Raw genomic sequence first — 16,686 nt, 5'->3', positions numbered from 1 at the left:
GCCGGGTAAGACTCTCACGGCTGCCCCGGTCACCGGAACCAGGTGGCCCACGTCCGTCAGCACCCGCTCGGTCCGGTACCGCCGGACACCGGGCGTCCCGCGGTACCGAACCGGGTCAGGTGACCGCGTGCAGGTAGCCGTCGATGGCGGCGGCCAGGACCTGGTCGCCGGGCCGGGCCCAGACCTCGGCGTTGAAGACCTCCACCTCGATCGGCCCGGTGTAGCCCGCCGCGTCCACCGCCTCACGCAGCCGCCGCAGCTCGATGCAGCCGTCACCGGGCAGCGCCCGGCCGAGCAGCACCCCCTCCGGCAACGGGGTGACCCAGTCACAGACCTGGAAGGCGGCGATCCACCGGCCCGCGCGGGCGATCTGGTCGTAGACGGTGTCGTCCCACCACACGTGGTAGGCGTCCACCACCACACCCACCACCCCCGGGTCGAACCGCTCGGCGATGTCCAGCGCCTGGCCGAGCGTGGCGATGACGCACCGGTCGGCGGCGAACATCGGGTGCAGCGGTTCGATGGCCAGCCTCACCCCGGCGTCGTCGGCGTACGGAGCGAGTTCGGCGACCGCGTCGGCCACCCGGGCTCGCGCACCGTCGATGTCCCGGCTGCCCGCCGCCAGGCCACCGGAGACCAGCACCAGGACCGGGGCGCCGAGGGTGACCGCCTCGTCGATGGCGCGCAGGTTCTGCTCCCGCCAGTCGTCGGCGGTGAAGAACCCGCCCCGGCACAGGCTGGTGACCGTCAGCCCGGCGTCGCGGACCAGCTTCGCGGCGCGCCCGAGCCCGTACTCGGCGACCGGTTCCCGCCACAGGCCGATACCCGGTACGCCAGCGGCGACGCACCCGGCGACGACGTCGGGCAGCGGCCAGTGCTGGGCGGTGGCCTGGTTGAACGAGAACCGGCGCAGGGCCGCCCGGTCCCCGCTCACTGGGCCACCCCGGCCACGGTGAAGAAGGCACGAGCCCGGGCGGCGGCCGACTCGGCGTCGGGCAGCAGGCCGGCGGCGTCGGCGAGAGTGAGCAGGACGCCCAGGTGCTCCGGGGAGCGGCCGGACTGCAACCCGCCGACCATCGTGAAGTGCTCCTGGTGCCCGGCCAGCCAGGCGAGGAACACGATGCCCGTCTTGTAGTACCAGGTGGGTGCGGCGAACAGGTGCCGGGCCAGCGGCACGGTCGGGGCGAGGATCTGGTCGTACGCGCCGTGGTCGCCACGGTCGAGGGCGGCCAGCGCCGCCGACGCGGCCGGTGCGATGGCGGCGAAGACCCCGAGCAACGCGTCGGAGTGGCCGACCTCGTCGCCCCGGATGAGTTCCGGGTAGTGGAAGTCGTCGCCGGTGTAGAGGCGTACCCCCGCCGGTAGTCGGCGGCGCAACGCCACCTCGCGCCCCGCGTCGAGCAGCGACACCTTGATGCCGTCCACTCTCGACGCGTGGGTCTTCAGCAGCTCGACCACGGTGTCGGCGGCCAGGTCCAGGTCGGTGGTGCCCCAGTAACCGGACAGCGCCGGGTCGAACATCGGGCCGAGCCAGTGCAGCACCACCGGTCGGTCGGCGGCGGCCAGCAGTTCGTCGTACACCCGCAGGTAGTCCTCGGGGCCACGGGCGGCGGCGGCCAGGTGCCGGCTGCACATCAGCACCGGCACCGCCCCGGCGGCCTGCACGTCGTCGAGCTGTTCGCGGTAGGCGGCGGTGACCTCGGCGAGGGTCGCCGGGCCGGGCGGCAGCTGGTCGGTGGCGACCCCGGCGACGATCCGCCCACCGGCGGCGCGGGCCTGCGCCGCGCTGCGGCGGATCAGCTCCCGGGTGGCGGGATAGTCCAGGCCCATGCCGCGCTGCGCGGTGTCCATCGCCTCGGCCACCCCCAGCCCGTAGGACCAGAGGTGCCGACGGAAGGCGAGGGTCCGCTCCCAGTCCAGCACCGCCGGGGCACCCGGGGTGTTGTCGGCGGTCGGGTCGGCCACCACGTGCGCGGCGGCGTACGCGATGCGGCAGGTCGGCGGGCTCTCCGGGCGGGGATGTCCGGCGCCGCCGGAGAGCCGCAGGCGACGTCCGCCGGGCAGGGTCACCTCCGCGCCGCTCACAGGGACAGCTCCGGCACCTCGACGCGGCGACCCTCGCGGGCCGACACCAGGCCCAGCTCGGCCAGTTGCACCCCACGGGCACCGGCCAGGAAGTCCCACCGGAACGGCTCGCCGGTGGCGACGTGCCGCAGGAACGCCTCCCACTGCACCTTGAAGCCGTTGTCGAAGTCCTCGTTGTCCGGCACCTCCGTCCACTGCGAACGGAAGTCCTCGGTGATCGGCAGGTCCGGGTTCCAGACCGGCTTGGGGGTGACCGCCCGGTGCTGCACCCGGCAGCGCCGCAGCCCGGCCACCGCGCTGCCCTCGGTGCCGTCGACCTGGAACTCGACCAGTTCGTCGCGGAACACCCGCACGCACCAGGACGAGTTGAGCTGGGCGATCACGCCACCCTCCAGCTCGAAGACGCCGTAGGCGGCGTCGTCGGCGGTGGCCTCGTAGGGGCGTCCGGCCTCGTCCACGCGGCGCGGGATGTGCGTGGCGACGGTCGCGGAGACCGCGCGCACCTCGCCGAACAGCTCCGCCAGCACGTAGTGCCAGTGCGGGAACATGTCCACCACGATGCCGCCGCCGTCGGCGGCCCGGTAGTTCCAGGACGGCCGTTGCGCCGGCTGCCAGTCGCCCTCGAAGACCCAGTAGCCGAACTCGCCGCGCACCGACAGCACCCGGCCGAAGAAGCCCCCGTCGAGCAGGCGCTTGAGTTTGCGCAGCCCCGGCAGGAAGAGCTTGTCCTGCACCACACCGGTGCGTACGCCGGCGGCCCGCGCGGCGCGGGCCAGGTCCGAAGCGGCGGCGGTGTCCTCGGCGAGGGGCTTCTCGGTGTAGATGTGCTTACCGGCCTCGATGGCCTGCCGGATGGCTTTCTCCCGCTGCTGGGTCACCTGCGCGTCGAAGTAGACCTGCACGTCGTCGCGGGACAACGCGGCGCTCAGGTCGGTGGTCCAGTCGTCCAGGCCGTGCCGTTCGGCGATCTGGCGCAGTTTGGCCTCGCTGCGGCCGACGAGGACGAGCTGTGGCCAGATCGTGGTGCCGTCGGCCAACGGCACGCCACCGGCGGAGCGGATGGCCAGCAGGGAGCGCACCAGGTGCTGCCGGTATCCCATCCGGCCGGTGACGCCGTTCACGATGATGCCGATCGACCTACGGGTCATGGGGATCCTTCCGTCGTACCCACCCGAAGCGGTCAGGTAAGCGCTTTCCTACAAGCCTAGGTGGTGCCGTCACAGCCAGGCAAGGGCTTACCTGACCGCGGAAGTTTCGGCTTGCGTCACCGCGGATCCACCGCCGGAGCGCTCGGCAGCGGCCCCGGCCCGCCGCCATGACCTGCGTTTACCGGGCACCTGAGAAGCATCCTCACTGCGGTACGGTGTGGCTGGTCGCCACGGCAGCGGCCGACGCGACGCGTGAGGGGGCGGGTGTGGCGACGCTGTCCGATGTGGCCCGACGGGCCGGTGTCTCACCGGCCACCGCCTCCCGCGTGATCAACGGCAGCAGCAAGCCGGTCACCGAGGAGCTGCGCGAGCGGGTGCTGCGGGCCGTCGCCGAGTTGCAGTACGTGCCCAACGCCCACGCCCAACTGCTGGCCCGCTCGCATCGCGGCGCCGTCGGCGTGATCGTGCACGACGTCTCCGACCCGTACTTCGCCGAGATCACCCGAGGTCTGCAACGGGTCGCCACCGACCAGGGCCGACTGTTGATGATCTGCAACAGCTACCGCGACCCGGAACGGGAACTGGAGTACGTCGAGCTGCTGCGCGGCCAGCAGGTCGCCGCCATCATCCTGGCCGGTTCCGGATACCACGACGCCGACTTCACCCGGCTGCTCAACGGCAAGCTCACCGCGTACGAGGCCACCGGCGGACGGGTCGCGGTGATCGGCCGCCACGAGCACTCCGGCGACGCGGTGATGCCGGACAACCGGGGCGGCGGCGAGCTGCTCGGGCGGGAACTGTGCCGCCTCGGCCACGAACACATCGGTGTGGTCGCCGGCCCCCGGGTGCTGACCACCACGACCGACCGGCTCACCGGGCTACGCGCCGCCCTCGCCGAGCACGGTCGGGAACTGCCGGAACACCGCGTCCGGTACGCGAACTTCGACCGTGACGGCGGTGCCGAGGCCACTGCGGCGCTGCTCGACGCGGAGCCCGGGCTGACCGCCATCGCGGCACTCAACGACTCGATGGCGATCGGCGCGCTGGCCCTGCTGCGCGACCGCGCGGTGCCGGTGCCCCAGCGGGTCAGTGTCTTCGGTTTCGACGACATGCCGATGGCCCGCGACGTCACACCGGCGCTGACCACCGTCCGGTTGCCGCTGGTCGAGATGGGCTCCCGCGCGATGGCGCTGGCCCTCGACCCGGGAGCCGCCGGGCCCCGGGTGGAGTCGCTGCCCGCCGAGCTGATCTTCCGCGACAGCGCCGGTCCCGCCCCGAGGTGACACGCCTGCCGGTCTCCGTCGGCGATCGTCGTGCGGTCACGTACCGGCGGAGGCGGTGTCGGCACCGGTGGTGGACGCCGACGGCTCGGGTGCGTGCCGGATCAGGGTGACGCTGTACGCCACGATCCACACCAACCAGAGCAGCCAGCCGACGAGGCCGAGCAGGGCGAGCGGGTTGGTGTCGCCGACGCCGTACGGGCTTGTCGTCGCGGTGACGAACAGCAGCACAGCGGCGAGGAAGCCGATGACGGCGTGCCAGCGGGCGATGACGCCGTTACGGACGCCGGCCATCGAGAAGCCGACGAGTGCCGTCGCCAGGAACACCTGGTTGAAGCCGAACAGGGCGGTGTGCAGGCCCCACAGTCCGGCGACGTCGCCCGAGCCGTCCTCGGCGGCGGACATCAGGGCCAGGCGGGTGGCCTCGACGCTGGTGAACACCACCGACTGCATGAGCACGCCGGCGAGACCGACCAGGGACCACGGGTCGACGCCGCCCCGCTCGGAGCGTCCGAGGCGGGCGCAGACCCCGACGGCGAAGACGGTGGCCAGCAACCAGGCCGCCGGTAGGAGCGCCGATGCCAGTCGCAGTGACCCGGCCCCGGTGGCGTAGACCGCGGCGATCTCCTCGACGGATGCGCGCTCGGACGGGGTCGGGAAACCCGCCGCCGTCAGGAGGAGGTTCGCCGCGACCAGGATCGCGACGAACCCGATGCCGGCGATGCCGGCAAGGCGAGAGAAGCGCATGTAGTGCCCTTTCCGGGGCTCGTCTACCGTCACCGAAAACGTTATCGTGGCTGAGCACCGTTAGGAGACCCATGCCCCGCGCGCACCTCACCGTCAACCCGGCCTTCACCATCGGACCGGTCCGTCGCCGCCTCTTCGGCGGATTCGTCGAGCATCTCGGTCGGCACATCTACGACGGCATCCACGAGCCCGGGCATCCGAGCGCCGGACCGGACGGGTTCCGGCGGGACGTGGTCGAGCTGGTCAAGGAGCTCGGGGTCAGCACGATCCGGTACCCGGGCGGCAACTTCGTCTCCGGCTACAACTGGGAGGACGGCATCGGGCCGGTGGCCGAGCGTCCACACCGCCTCGATCTGGCCTGGCACTCCACCGAGACGAACCAGGTCGGCCTGCACGAGTTCCAGCACTGGCTGGAACTCGTCGGCAGTGAGCTGATGCTGGCCGTCAACCTCGGCACCCGGGGCCCGAAGGAGGCCGTCGAGCTGCTGGAGTACACCAACGTGCCGGCCGGCACCGCCCGCGCCGCGCAGCGGGCCGCCAACGGTCGCCAGGAGCCGTTCGACATCCGCATGTGGTGCCTCGGCAACGAGATGGACGGGCCCTGGCAGCTCGGCCACCGCAACGCCGAGGACTACGGCAAGCTCGCGTCGATGACCGCGAAGGCGATGCGACAGGTCGACCGGGACCTGGAACTGGTCGCCTGCGGCTCGTCCGGCCGGGGCATGCCCACCTTCGGCGAGTGGGAACGCGTGGTGCTGACGCACGCGTACGACGACGTCGACTACATCTCCTGCCACGCGTACTACGAGGAGCACGACGGGGATCTCGCCAGCTTCCTCGCCTCCGGGATCGACATGGACACCTACATCGAGTCCGTGGTGGCGACCGTCGACCACGTCCGCGCGGTCAAGCGCTCGCCCAAGCGCGTCGATCTCGCGTTCGACGAGTGGAACATCTGGTACATGACCCGGTGGCAGGAGCGGGCCCGCACCTTCACCATCGACGACTGGCCGGTGGCCCCGCGCCTGCTGGAGGACCGCTACACCGTCGCCGACGCCGTCGTCCTCGGCGGCCTGCTGATCAGCCTGCTCAACCATGCCGACCGGGTCACCTCGGCGAACCTCGCGCAACTGGTCAACGTGATCGCACCGATCATGACCGAGCCGGGTGGACCGGCGTGGCGGCAGACGACGTTCTTCCCGTTCTCGGTGACCTCGCACGCCGCCCGGGGCGACGCGCTGCGGGTCCTGGCCGACACCGACGAGACGACCACCGCGACCTTCGGCTCGGTGCCGGTGGTGGCCGCCGCCGCCACCAGCGCCGGGGACGAGATGTCGATCTTCCTCCAGAACCGGCACCTCACCGAGGCCACGACCGTGACGATCGACCTGAGCGCCTGCCAGCCGACCGGTGCGGTCTCGGCCCGGGGGATCTGGGACACCGACGTACGCGCCGCCAACGACCTGCGCGACCCGAACCGGGTGGGGCTGCGGACCAACGACACCGCACGGCTCTCCGACGGTCTACTCACCGTCGAGCTGCCACCCGTGTCGTGGACCGCGCTGACGGTCGCGCGGCGCACCGACCCCGGCGAGGTCTGACCCTCCGACGGCGATCCGCTCGTATCACTGCGGGCGTGGTCCTCGGGCGGCGACCGTTGGTCAGCGGGAATGTCCGGGTGGCATCGCCTTGCGATCATCAGTGCCGTGCGCAGGATCGCCGCGACGATGGTCGCCGTGCTGCTGGTGTCGGGCTGCGGTGACAGACCGAGCCGGACAGCATCGTCCGCGGATCCTTCGGTGACCGCCACCGGCGGCTCACCGAAGGCCGTCGCCGAGGCGGTCCCACCCACCTGGCGCCCGGCCACGCTGCCGGAGCTGGCCGGGCCGACCAGCGTGCTGTGGGACGTCGTGACGGTGGACGCCACGCACGCGTGGGCGGTCGGCAGCGAGGGCTACTCCCCCGAACAGCCGGACGACACCGGCACCCCGTTGGTCCTCCAGTGGGACGGGACGAACTGGGCACGCGCCGCCCTGCCGGAGATCGCGTGGCACGGTCGGTTCGAGCTCGTCGCGGCCGACTCGCCCACCAACGTCTGGGTGGTCGGCAGCACCGCCGGACCCACTCCGGAGGAGCAGGTGACGCACATTCTGCGCTTCGACGGCACCGTGTGGCGCGAGGTGCCGTTCCCCGGGGGCACGGCGGACACGTCGCGCTGGTCACCGGCCTCACCGTCGCAGGCGGGCACACCTGGGTGGTGGGCAACGACCGCAGCGAGGTCATCATCGAGCAGTGGGACGGTGACTCCTGGCGGTCGCACCCGTCACCCGCCGAATGCCGCACCGGTGGTACGTCCTTCGGCGGCACGCCGAACGTCTGCACCGTCACCGCGATCCGGGCCTTCCGCCCGGATGACGTCTGGGCAGCGGGCAACGGCGCGTGGCAGGGGTTCAAGGGCCCCCTGCTCTTTCACTGGGACGGCTCCGGCTGGCGTACGGTCGGTGTGGGCATAAGCGAACAGGACTCCTCGTTCACGGCCCTCGCGGGCCGCTCGTCGGGTGAGCTGTGGGCGGTCGGCGACGGAGGGTTGGCGGTACGCGGCCGGGCCGGATCCTTCGAGCCGATCCGGGACGCGCCCGGTGGCGCGCTGGCCGACGTGACGACCGACCCGACCGGACAGCCGTGGCTGGTCGAGAACTCTCCGGCGTCGCAGGCGACGCTGGCCACGTACGCGGGTGCCTGGCGCGGCCTGCCGGCACCGCAGCCGCCGGACGCGGTCGGCATGAGGTTGCACGGCATCTCCGCAGCCCCGGAGAGCCCGCAGATGTTCGCGGTCGGAGCCGCCACCCTCCCGACCACTCCGCGCCACCTGCGGGCGGTGCTGCTCGAACACGTGCCGGACCCGGCAGACCCTTCCCACTGACCCGGTGGGCAGCGGGTTACCCGTCGGCGGGCGCGAAGCGCGCCAGCGGATTGGCCAGCGCGCCCACCAGTTGCAGCGCGGCGGACGGGTCGGCCAGGTCGACCATCTGCTGGTTGTCGCGCAGTTGCAGCCGGTTGAGGCAGGACAGCGCGAACTCCGGGGCGAACAGGTCGTAGCGGGCCAGCCGGTCGGCCAGGTGCGGCACCCGGGCGGCGTACTCGGTGGCGCAGTCGGCCACGGTACGCCAGAACTCCTCCTCGCTGATGACGCCCTGGGCGGCCAGCGTCGCACCGAGGAAGCGGAAGAAGCAATCGAAGACGTCGGTGAAGATCGACAGCAGCTTCATGTCCTCCGGGATGTCGGCGCGGATCCGCTCGACCGCCGGAGGCAGCTGCGCCTCGGCGCTCATCACCACGATCTCCTCGGCGATGTCCTTGAAGATCGCCCGCTCCACGACCCCGTCGCGCAACACCAGGATGACGTTCTCGCCGTGCGGCATGAACGCCAGGTCGTAGGCGTAGAAGGCGTGCAGCAGCGGGGTCAGGTAGGCGTTCAGGTAGCGCCGTAGCCAGACCGCCGGTGCCAGCCCGGAGGCGGCGATCAGCTCCGCGGCGAACGACCGCCCGTCGGTGTCGACGTGCAGCAGCGACGCCATGGTGGCCAGCCGCTGGCCGGGAGCCAGGTCAGGCACCGGGCTCTCCCGCCAGAGGGCGGCCAGCATCTTGCGGTACGGCGAGTAGCGGTCGGTGGCGACCTCGTACTGCCGGTGCCGGTAGCCGACGGCGGCCCGCTCGCGGATGATCGTCAGTCCGGTGGCCCGGAACACCTCGTCGCCGTCGATCAGACCGGCCAGCCAGTCGTTGATCGCCGGGGTGGCCTCCATGTACGCGGCCGACAGGCCCCGCATGAAGCCCATGTTCAGCACGGACAGCGCGGTCTTGACGTAGTGCCGTTCCGGGTGGCTGACGTTGAAGAAGGTGCGGATGGACTGCTGGGCGAGGTATTCGTCCGGGCCCTCACCGAGGCAGACCAGCCGACGGCGCGCCACCTCACCGGCGAAGGTGACCGACAGTTTGTTCCACCACTGCCAGGGGTGCACCGGGATGAGGTGGTAGTCGGCGAGGTCCAGCCCCAGCTCGGTCATGGTCCCGGCGAACCGGGCGAGGGTCGCCTCGTCCAGTTCGGTACGCAGCAGCGTCTCCTGGTCCAGGTCGGCGGCGCTGGTGAAGGTGGCGTGGTCGCGGTGGGCGGCGAGCCAGATCAGCCGTACCGGCTGGGCCGCCTCGGGGGCGTAGCGGTGGTATTCGTCGATGCCGAAGCCGAGCCGCCCGTTGTTGGCCACGAAGCACGGGTGGCCCTCGGTCATCGACGTCTCGATGGTCTGGAAGTCGGCCTCCACCAGCTTCGCCGCGCTGGGCAGCGCCCGGTCCAGCTTGTACGCCAGACCGGCGAGGGTGGACGTGATCTCCTCGAGGTAGACCGGCAGGATCCGGTCGGTGAGGCCGAGCGCGTCGCGCAGGTCGAGGCAGAGGTCGACGGCGTCCAGCGGCGTCGGTTCGCCGTCGCGGTGCCGGGTGATGCTCTCCGGGTCGATGTCCCAGTGCTCCAGGGTCATCACCCGGGCCGCGAACCGGTACCGGACCGCGCCGGAGGCGGCGGTGAGGGCGTACCACCGGCGACCGGTGTCGTCGGCGGTCGGACCGTCCGGTTCGGGGGCGAGCAGTCGCTCGTGGGTGAACTCGGCGAGCGCCTTGCGCACCAGCAGGCGGTTGGCTCGCTCCCAGGTCTCCGGACGTAGGTGGGCGACCGGGTCACGCGTGGTCAAGGTGATGCTCCTTCGCGTCGCTGCCGGCGGCACCGGCTCGGGTGGCGGCGTCGGTATCGGTGGCGGCGCCGATAGTGGCCAGGAATCGCTGCCGGGTGCAGATGCTCAGCAACGCCGTCTTCTCCGGCTTGGTGATCGGTCCGATCACCTCGAAGCCCACCGCCGCGTTGAGTGCGTGCACGGCGGTGTTGCGTACGTCCGGCTCGACCACGACCCGCTCGGTGGCGGGGTCGGCGAAGAGCCAGGCCATCACGGTGGTGATGACGGCCCGGGTGAAACCGGGCACCGGGGTGTCGGTGGGCGCGCAGAGGAAGTGCATCCCGACGTCACCGGGGCGGGCGTCGTACAGGCCGACCAGTTCGACGTGCGCCGGGTCGTACCGCTCGGCGAGGAACGTCGGCTCGGCGCGCCACAGGCCCAGGTACGCCTCGTGGTGCGGGTGCTCGGCGATGCGCTGGTACTCGGCGGCAACCGCGTCGACGTCGGCGTCCTGCATCAGCCAGAAGGCGGCCTTGGGGTGGGTCACCCACCGGTGCAGCACCGGCGCGTCGGCGGCCACGTCGAGCGTACGCAGGGCGAACTCGCCGAGCCGCCGGTCGTGGCGGGTGTAGACGAGCTGCGTCACCCGGTCACCCCGAAGTCCTGGAAGGCGATCGACTTCTCGATCGGGTAGACCTCACGGCCGAGCAGTTCGCGGATGATCCAGCTGTTGCGGTACGGGCCCATGCCCAGGTCGGGCGAGGTGATGCTGTGGGTGTGGGTGCCACCGTTCTGGAGGAACACCCCGCGCCCGGTGGAGTCCACGCTGTAGTTGCGGGCCACGTCGAGCCGGCCGTGGTCGTCGAAGCGCAACCGGTCCCGGACCGGTGCCAGGAACTCGGGCACCTCGTACCGGTAGCCGGTGGCCAGCACCAGCCCCTCGGTGTCCAGCGTGAACTCCCGTTCCTGCTCGACGTGGCGCAGCCGGAGCATGTGCACGCCGGTGCTCTCGTCGTGGGTCACCGAGGTCAACTCGGTGTTGGTCAGCAACCGGGTGCTCACCGGGCCGTCGAGGCTGGAGGCGTAGAGCAGGTCGTAGATGTCGTTGATCAGGTCGGCGGAGATGCCCTTGAACAGCCCCTTCTGCTCGGCCTCCAGCCGGTACCGGGTGGGCTCGGGCAGCGCGTGGAAGTAGTCCACGTAGTCCGGCGAGGTCATCTCCAGCGTGAGCTTGGTGTACTCCAGCGGGAAGAACCGTGGCGAGCGGGTCACCCAGTTCAGCTGGTAGCCGTGGGTGCCGATGTCGCCGAGCAGGTCGTGGTAGATCTCGGCGGCGCTCTGTCCACTGCCGACGATGGTGATGCTCCGCTTGGCCCGCAACGCGTCCCGGTGCTCCAGGTACCGGGAGTTGTGCACCGCGTCGGAGGTCAGACCGGCGCAGGCGGCCGGCAGGTGGGGCGGGGTGCCGGTACCGAGCACCAGGTGGCGGGCCCGGTGGGTGACGGTGCCGCCGTCGACGGTGGCGGTCACCACATACCGGTCGTCGGTGGCGTCGTACTCGACGGTGGTGACCCGGTGCCCGAACCTCAGGTTGGGCAGCTTGGCGGCGGCCCAGCGGCAGTACGCGTCGTACTCCGCCCGCAGCGGGAAGAAGTTCTCCCGGATGTAGAAGGGATAGAGCCGGCCGATCTCCTTGAGGTAGCTGAGGAAGGAGAAGGGTGAGGTGGGGTCGGCGAGGGTGACCAGGTCGGCCAGGAACGGCGTCTGTAACCGGGCCGACTCCAGCAGCATGCCGGGATGCCACGAGACGTCGTCGCGCGCCTCCAGGAACAGCCCGTCGAGGTCGGCGACGGGTGCGGTCAGGCAGGCCAGGCCGAGGTTGTACGGCCCGAGGCCGATCCCGATGAAGTCGTAACTGGACATCCGGCCCTCCAGGCTCGGGTTCGCAGGTGACATGGTCAGCCGACCGGGCAGGTCAGGCCCGCCGCGGACGATCCGGCGTGTTCGTGGACGTAGCGTCCGGCGTGCTCGGCGATCAGGTCGAGCACGTAGGCGATGTCGTCGACGGTGGTCGCCGGGTTGAGCACGGTGAACTTGAGGTACTGCCGGCCGTCGACCCGGGTGCCGGCGACCACGGCGAGGCCGGAGGCGGCCAACGCCTCACGGGCCCGCAGGTTGGCCGCGTCGGCGAGTTCCCGGCCCGGCCCGGTGGGCTGCCAGCGGAACACCACTGTGCTCAGCTGTGAGCGGGTCAGCACCTCGAAGCGGGGGTCGGCGGCGAGCAGCTGCCACGCCTGCGCGGCCCGGTCGCAGACCTCGTCGAAGAGTTCACCGACGGCGTCGGGCCCCATCACCCGCAACGTCAGCCAGAGCTTGAGCGCGTCGAACCGGCGGGTGGTCTGCAAGCTCTTGTCGACCTGGTTGGGGATGCGTTGGGCGACCATCCGGGCCGGGTTGAGGTAGTCGGCGTGCCAGGTGGCGTGCCGCAGGGTCCGCCGGTCGCGGACCAGCAGTGCGCTGGAGCTGACCGGCTGGAAGAAGGACTTGTGGAAGTCGACCGTGACCGAGTCGGCGCGCTCGATGCCGTGGAGCAGGTGCCGACGGGTGGGCGAGACCAGCAGGCCGCAGCCGTACGCGGCGTCGACGTGCAGCCACACACCGGCCGTGGCGCACACCTCGGCGATCTCGTCGAGCGGATCGATGGTGCCGAAGTCGGTGGTGCCGGCGGTGGCCACCACCGCCATGACGGTGAGCCCGGCACGCCGACAGCGGGCGATCTCGTGCCGGACCGCGCCGGGTCGCATCCGCCGGTCGGGGCCGGTCTCCACCACCACGACCGCGTCCGGGGCCAGGCCGAGCAGCTTGGCCGCCTTCTGCACGCTGAAATGACCGGCCGACGATGCGATGATCCGCAGGCGGGGCAGCAGGATCCGCCGGTCGGCCGGGGTCGCCGCGGCCAGCGCCTCCTCCCGGGCCAGCAGCAGGGCGTGCAGGTTGGACTGGGTGCCACCACTGGTGAACACGCCGTCGGCGGCCGGGCCGAGGCCGATGCGGTCGGCGGTCCACTCGATGAGTCGGCGTTCGATCAGGGTGCCACCGGCGCTCTGGTCCCAGGTGTCCATGGAGGAGTTGACCGCGCTGAGGACCGCCTCGCCGAGCAGTGCCGGGATCACCACGGGGCAGTTGAGGTGGGCCAGGTAGCGTGGGTGGTGGAACCAGACGGCGTCGCGCAGGTAGACGTCCTCCAGTTCGTCGAGGGCAGCGGTGGTGTCACCCAGCGGCTGGTCCAGGTCGATCGCCTCCATCTGCGGGGCGAGTTCGTCCGGGCGTACGCCGGTGAAGGGTCCGGTCACCTCGGCGACGCGACGGGCCACCCGCTCGGTGCCGTCGGCCACGGCTCGTCGATACTGCTCCACTGTCTCGTCGCTGAGCAGGTGTGCCCGGGCGGGTGTGGGCCGGGGCTTCGGGTTGCTCGGCGTTGCCTCGGCGGGGTGCACCGGCAAGGTCATGGACGTGTCCTTCACGCTCGGCGATTCGATGTTCGGAGCAGCCGTGAACCGCCGCACGACAGGTGGGCGGCGGGTGGTTCGGGTCTGGGAGGTGCACAGCGGCCGGGGACGGATCGCGCCCGGCCGCGCGGCGGCGTCAGGTGGGCTTCTTCGCCCCCCGGATCGCCGTGGCGAGGTTCTCCGGCAGCGGCGCCGCGCCGCCGCCCGCCGCACCGTCGAGTCCGAAGTCGACCAGCACGGCGGTGCCGCCGACAGCGAGCGATCCCCGGTGGGAGGGGCGGCGGGCGGCGAGGTGCTCAGGCATTCGTGTCGTCTTTCGATCAGGGGCTCGGACCAGGCAGAGCGGTTAGGCTAACCTAACCTAACTTCCTGCCCGGACTCGGCTCCTGTCAAGTCCCGACGGCGTTTCCGCACCACACTGGAGTTCACACTGTCCGTCATCGATACGCCACGGTACGAGACGCCGTCCAGGCCGACCGCACCACCCCGCGACCGCCGTGCCGGTACCCCGCTGGTGGCTCCCGCAGTCCGCGTCCGAGCCGGTACGGTGACGCGGTGAGCGCGCGCCGCTATCGCGACGACTACGGCATCCCGCACCTGCGCGCCGTCGACCACACCTCGCTGGCCTTCGCCCAGGGGCAGGTCACCGCCCTGGACCGGGCCTGGCAGATCGAGGTGGAACGGCACCGCGCGCAGGGCACCTCCGCCTCGTTCCTCGGTGTCGAGGCGGTGGCCTGGGACAGCTTCGCCCGCCGGGCGAGGCTCGACGACACCGCGCGCCGCTGCCACGCCGCCCTCGACCCGGCCACCGCCGAGTGGGTAGGCCACTACGTCGACGGAGTCAACGACGCGCTGGCCGCCGGTGCGGCGCGGGCCCCGGAGTTCGCCGCCACAGGCCTACGGCCGGGTCGCTGGCAGCCGTGGACGCCACTCGCGCTCTGGCTCAGCCACCACGTTCTCTTCGCCGGGTTCGGCACCAAACTCTGGCGTGACCTGGTGGCCCGCCGACTCGGTCCGGCGGCGGCCCGCCTGTTCGCCGTCGACAACCACGTCACCTCCGGCAGCAACGGTTGGCTGGTGGCCGCCGACCGCACCGCCGCCGGGGCCGCCCTGATCGCCGGTGACCCACACCGGTTCATCGAGGCACCCGGCATCTACCAGCAGATCCGCCTGGCCTGCCCGGAGTACGACGTGGTCGGCTTCGCCGTGCCCGGTGTTCCGGGCATCCCGCACTTCGGCCATGCCGGTGCGGTCGCCTGGGCGATCACCAACGCGATGGCGGACTACCAGGACGGGTACGCCGAACGACTGCGCCGCCGGGGCGACCGGGTCGAGGCGTACGGACCCGACGGATGGCGACTCGCACACCGCCACGTCGAGACCATCGAGGTGTCCGGTGCCGAACCGGTCGAGGTCGAGGTGATCGAGACCGAGCGAGGCCCGGTGGTCTCCGGTGGGCCGGACGACGACCCGGCCACCACGATCAGCCTGCGATACCCACCCCGGGTCCTCGGCGAGCTGGGCTTCGCCGTCCTGCCCGCGTTGCTGCGGGCCCGCACCGTCGACGACGTCGACGCGGCACTGGACGGCTGGGTCGAGCCGGTCAACGTGGTCCTCGCGGCCGACACCGTCGGCGGGCTGCTGCACCGGGTGGCCGGTCGGGTGCCCCGACGCCATCCGGACAACGGGCGACGGGTGGTCCCCGCCTGGGGCGCCGACCACGCCTGGCAGGGCTGGCACGACATGCCGAGCGCCCCGGTCGGTCAGGTGGCGGTGATGGCCAACGAGCGGGGCATCTCCGCCGGGCTCGGCGTGGAGTTCGCGCCGCCGTACCGGGCCGAACGGATCCGCCACCTGCTGGACGCCGTCGACGACTGGCAGGCCGGGCAGATGGCCAGCGTGCACACCGACACATACCTGGCCGCCGCCGGGCCGCTGCTGGACCTGCTCGCCACGCTGGACGGGCTCGACCCGGCCGCCGCCGGGCTACGGGACCGGCTGCTGGCCTGGGACCGCCGGATGGCCGCCGACAGCGTCGACGCCGCCGCCTTCGCCGACCTGCGGGCCGCGGTGACCCGCCGGCTCGCCGCCCATCCCGCGCTGGCCGAGCTGGCCGAACCGCCCGGCTACCCGGAGGTGTTCCGGCCCTGGCTGACCCTGACCTCCCGGGTCGGGTACGCGGTGATCTCACTGCTGTCCGCGGACCTGCCCGGCCTGGATCGGGCCGACCTGCTGCGTGGGGCCCTGGCGGAGATCGCCGCGGCCGACGACACCCGGCCCTGGGGCGACCGGCACCGGCTCCTGCCGTGGCGGGCGCTGCCCGACCCGGCCGCGCCACCGGGTCCGGCGCTCGCCGGTGACCACGACTGTGTGCTGGCCACCTCCAGCGTGCCCGGGGTGACCGACCTGTGTCTGCGCGGGCCGACGGCCCGCTACGTGTGGGACCTGGCCCGGCGGGAGGACAGCCGCTGGGTGGTGCCGCTGGGCGCCACCGGGGCCGGGCCGCACCGCGACGACCAGCTACCACTGTGGGTCGACGGGGAGCTGATCACGGTGACCTGCGACTGGGACCGGCTGACCGAGGAGCACGATGACTGACCCCCACCACTACGAACGGCAGGTGCCCGGGTTCGGTGTGGTCACCTTCCGGCCGGTCGACCCGGATGCCGACGCCGACGTGATCCACTCCTGGGTCAGCCAGGAGCGGGCCCGGTTCTGGGGGATGCTCGACGCCGACCGGGACCGCGTCGCCGAGATCTACCGGTACGTCGACTCGCTCGCCACCCATCACGCGTACCTCACCCGACGCGACGGGCAGCCGGTGGCGCTGTTCCAGACCTACGAGCCGGAACACGATCCGGTCGGCGAGTGCTATCCGGTACGTCCCGGCGACCACGGCGGTCACCTGCTGATCGGCACTCCGGTGCGGCCCGAGCCCGGTTTCACCGGCACGCTGCTGGACGAGTTCATCGCCTTCGTCTTCGCCGATCCTCGCCGGCAACGGCTGGTGATGGAGCCGGACGCCCGCAACGACAAGGCGATCGCGCGGCTGCGCCGGGCCGGCTTCGTCGACGGCCCGGTGGTGGACCTGCCCGACAAACGGGCCCGGCTGATGTTCCTGCCGCGACCGGCGGACCGGCACGACGTGCGGTAGCCGCTCGCCGCCGAGGCGACATCGACGTTCGTCGGC

Annotated in this window: 14 protein-coding genes; 5 read left to right on the top strand and 9 right to left on the bottom strand. The window is 71.9% G+C overall.

Annotated elements, in window-relative coordinates; genetic code table 11:
* Positions 1–115: 115 nt before the first annotated feature.
* From ACLQ2S_RS09375 to ACLQ2S_RS09365, 3 genes are read right to left on the bottom strand one after another with little or no spacing between them, the layout of a single operon-like run.
* Positions 116–934, bottom strand: a complete 819-nt coding sequence (locus tag ACLQ2S_RS09375; RefSeq protein WP_309222963.1) for a sugar phosphate isomerase/epimerase family protein — start codon at positions 932–934, stop codon at positions 116–118.
* A complete protein-coding gene (locus tag ACLQ2S_RS09370) occupies positions 931–2,085 on the bottom strand; it encodes a dihydrodipicolinate synthase family protein (RefSeq protein ID WP_309222964.1) in 1,155 nt (384 codons plus the stop codon). The genes ACLQ2S_RS09375 and ACLQ2S_RS09370 overlap by 4 nt, the downstream gene beginning before the upstream one ends.
* Complete coding sequence (locus tag ACLQ2S_RS09365; protein ID WP_155216359.1) at positions 2,082–3,233, bottom strand: Gfo/Idh/MocA family protein; 1,152 nt, start codon at positions 3,231–3,233, stop codon at positions 2,082–2,084. Before ACLQ2S_RS09365 ends, ACLQ2S_RS09370 begins: the two co-directional genes overlap by 4 nt.
* Positions 3,234–3,499: 266 nt before the next feature.
* On the opposite strand from ACLQ2S_RS09365, the gene ACLQ2S_RS09360 reads away from it, so the two are divergent.
* Positions 3,500–4,516: a LacI family DNA-binding transcriptional regulator gene (locus ACLQ2S_RS09360; protein WP_309222965.1), complete on the top strand. Its 1,017-nt coding sequence runs from the start codon at positions 3,500–3,502 to the stop codon at positions 4,514–4,516.
* A gap of 36 nt (positions 4,517–4,552) precedes the next feature.
* On the opposite strand, the gene ACLQ2S_RS09355 is transcribed toward ACLQ2S_RS09360, so the two are convergent.
* Positions 4,553–5,260, bottom strand: a complete 708-nt coding sequence (locus tag ACLQ2S_RS09355) for a hypothetical protein (RefSeq protein ID WP_425701521.1) — start codon at positions 5,258–5,260, stop codon at positions 4,553–4,555.
* 71 nt (positions 5,261–5,331) lie between these two features.
* Here ACLQ2S_RS09355 and ACLQ2S_RS09350 point away from each other — a divergent pair, with 71 nt between their 5' ends.
* The gene (locus ACLQ2S_RS09350; protein WP_155216365.1) at positions 5,332–6,861 is read left to right on the top strand and encodes an alpha-N-arabinofuranosidase; all 1,530 of its coding nucleotides are present in this window, start codon (positions 5,332–5,334) and stop codon (positions 6,859–6,861) included.
* A 569-nt stretch (positions 6,862–7,430) separates the two neighbouring features.
* Positions 7,431–8,183 (top strand): hypothetical protein, encoded by a 753-nt coding sequence (locus ACLQ2S_RS09345; RefSeq protein WP_425701520.1) that lies wholly within the window; start codon positions 7,431–7,433, stop codon positions 8,181–8,183.
* A gap of 16 nt (positions 8,184–8,199) precedes the next feature.
* On the opposite strand, the gene ACLQ2S_RS09340 is transcribed toward ACLQ2S_RS09345, so the two are convergent.
* The 5 genes from ACLQ2S_RS09340 to ACLQ2S_RS09320 all read right to left on the bottom strand — a co-directional run bounded on the left by ACLQ2S_RS09340 (position 8,200) and on the right by ACLQ2S_RS09320 (position 13,800).
* Positions 8,200–10,008, bottom strand: coding sequence for an IucA/IucC family protein (locus ACLQ2S_RS09340; RefSeq protein WP_155216369.1), 1,809 nt, complete (start codon positions 10,006–10,008; stop codon positions 8,200–8,202).
* The gene (locus tag ACLQ2S_RS09335; RefSeq protein ID WP_309222966.1) at positions 9,995–10,633 is read right to left on the bottom strand and encodes a GNAT family N-acetyltransferase; all 639 of its coding nucleotides are present in this window, start codon (positions 10,631–10,633) and stop codon (positions 9,995–9,997) included. The genes ACLQ2S_RS09340 and ACLQ2S_RS09335 overlap by 14 nt, the downstream gene beginning before the upstream one ends.
* Positions 10,630–11,910 (bottom strand): lysine N(6)-hydroxylase/L-ornithine N(5)-oxygenase family protein, encoded by a 1,281-nt coding sequence (locus ACLQ2S_RS09330; RefSeq protein WP_425701519.1) that lies wholly within the window; start codon positions 11,908–11,910, stop codon positions 10,630–10,632. Before ACLQ2S_RS09330 ends, ACLQ2S_RS09335 begins: the two co-directional genes overlap by 4 nt.
* A gap of 35 nt (positions 11,911–11,945) precedes the next feature.
* Positions 11,946–13,496 (bottom strand): pyridoxal phosphate-dependent decarboxylase family protein, encoded by a 1,551-nt coding sequence (locus ACLQ2S_RS09325; protein ID WP_155216373.1) that lies wholly within the window; start codon positions 13,494–13,496, stop codon positions 11,946–11,948.
* Between the two features lie 136 nt (positions 13,497–13,632).
* On the bottom strand, positions 13,633–13,800 hold the full coding sequence (locus ACLQ2S_RS09320; protein WP_155216376.1) for a hypothetical protein: 168 nt from the start codon (positions 13,798–13,800) through the stop codon (positions 13,633–13,635).
* A gap of 251 nt (positions 13,801–14,051) precedes the next feature.
* On the opposite strand from ACLQ2S_RS09320, the gene ACLQ2S_RS09315 reads away from it, so the two are divergent.
* On the top strand, positions 14,052–16,094 hold the full coding sequence (locus tag ACLQ2S_RS09315; protein WP_425701518.1) for a penicillin acylase family protein: 2,043 nt from the start codon (positions 14,052–14,054) through the stop codon (positions 16,092–16,094).
* On the top strand, positions 16,087–16,650 hold the full coding sequence (locus ACLQ2S_RS09310) for a GNAT family N-acetyltransferase (protein WP_155216378.1): 564 nt from the start codon (positions 16,087–16,089) through the stop codon (positions 16,648–16,650). The genes ACLQ2S_RS09315 and ACLQ2S_RS09310 overlap by 8 nt, the downstream gene beginning before the upstream one ends.
* The last annotated feature ends 36 nt before the right edge of the window (positions 16,651–16,686 follow it).

Origin of the sequence: Micromonospora sp. DT48, from assembly GCF_049844495.1 — a bacterium.
Taxonomy (GTDB): Bacteria; Actinomycetota; Actinomycetes; order Mycobacteriales; family Micromonosporaceae; genus Micromonospora.
Note: the sequence above shows the minus strand (reverse complement) of the source record. Positions and strands in the feature narration are given on the sequence as shown.

Bases quoted from the DNA above. Each gene is read 5' to 3' on its own strand.
- ACLQ2S_RS09330 (WP_425701519.1), bottom strand. From the start codon at position 11,910: ATGTCCAGTTACGACTTCATCGGGATCGGCCTCGGGCCGTACAACCTC.
- ACLQ2S_RS09320 (WP_155216376.1), bottom strand. From the start codon at position 13,800: ATGCCTGAGCACCTCGCCGCCCGCCGCCCCTCCCACCGGGGATCGCTC.
- ACLQ2S_RS09355 (WP_425701521.1), bottom strand. From the start codon at position 5,260: ATGCGCTTCTCTCGCCTTGCCGGCATCGCCGGCATCGGGTTCGTCGCG.
- ACLQ2S_RS09325 (WP_155216373.1), bottom strand. From the start codon at position 13,496: ATGACCTTGCCGGTGCACCCCGCCGAGGCAACGCCGAGCAACCCGAAG.
- ACLQ2S_RS09350 (WP_155216365.1), top strand. From the start codon at position 5,332: ATGCCCCGCGCGCACCTCACCGTCAACCCGGCCTTCACCATCGGACCG.
- ACLQ2S_RS09310 (WP_155216378.1), top strand. From the start codon at position 16,087: ATGACTGACCCCCACCACTACGAACGGCAGGTGCCCGGGTTCGGTGTG.
- ACLQ2S_RS09365 (WP_155216359.1), bottom strand. From the start codon at position 3,233: ATGACCCGTAGGTCGATCGGCATCATCGTGAACGGCGTCACCGGCCGG.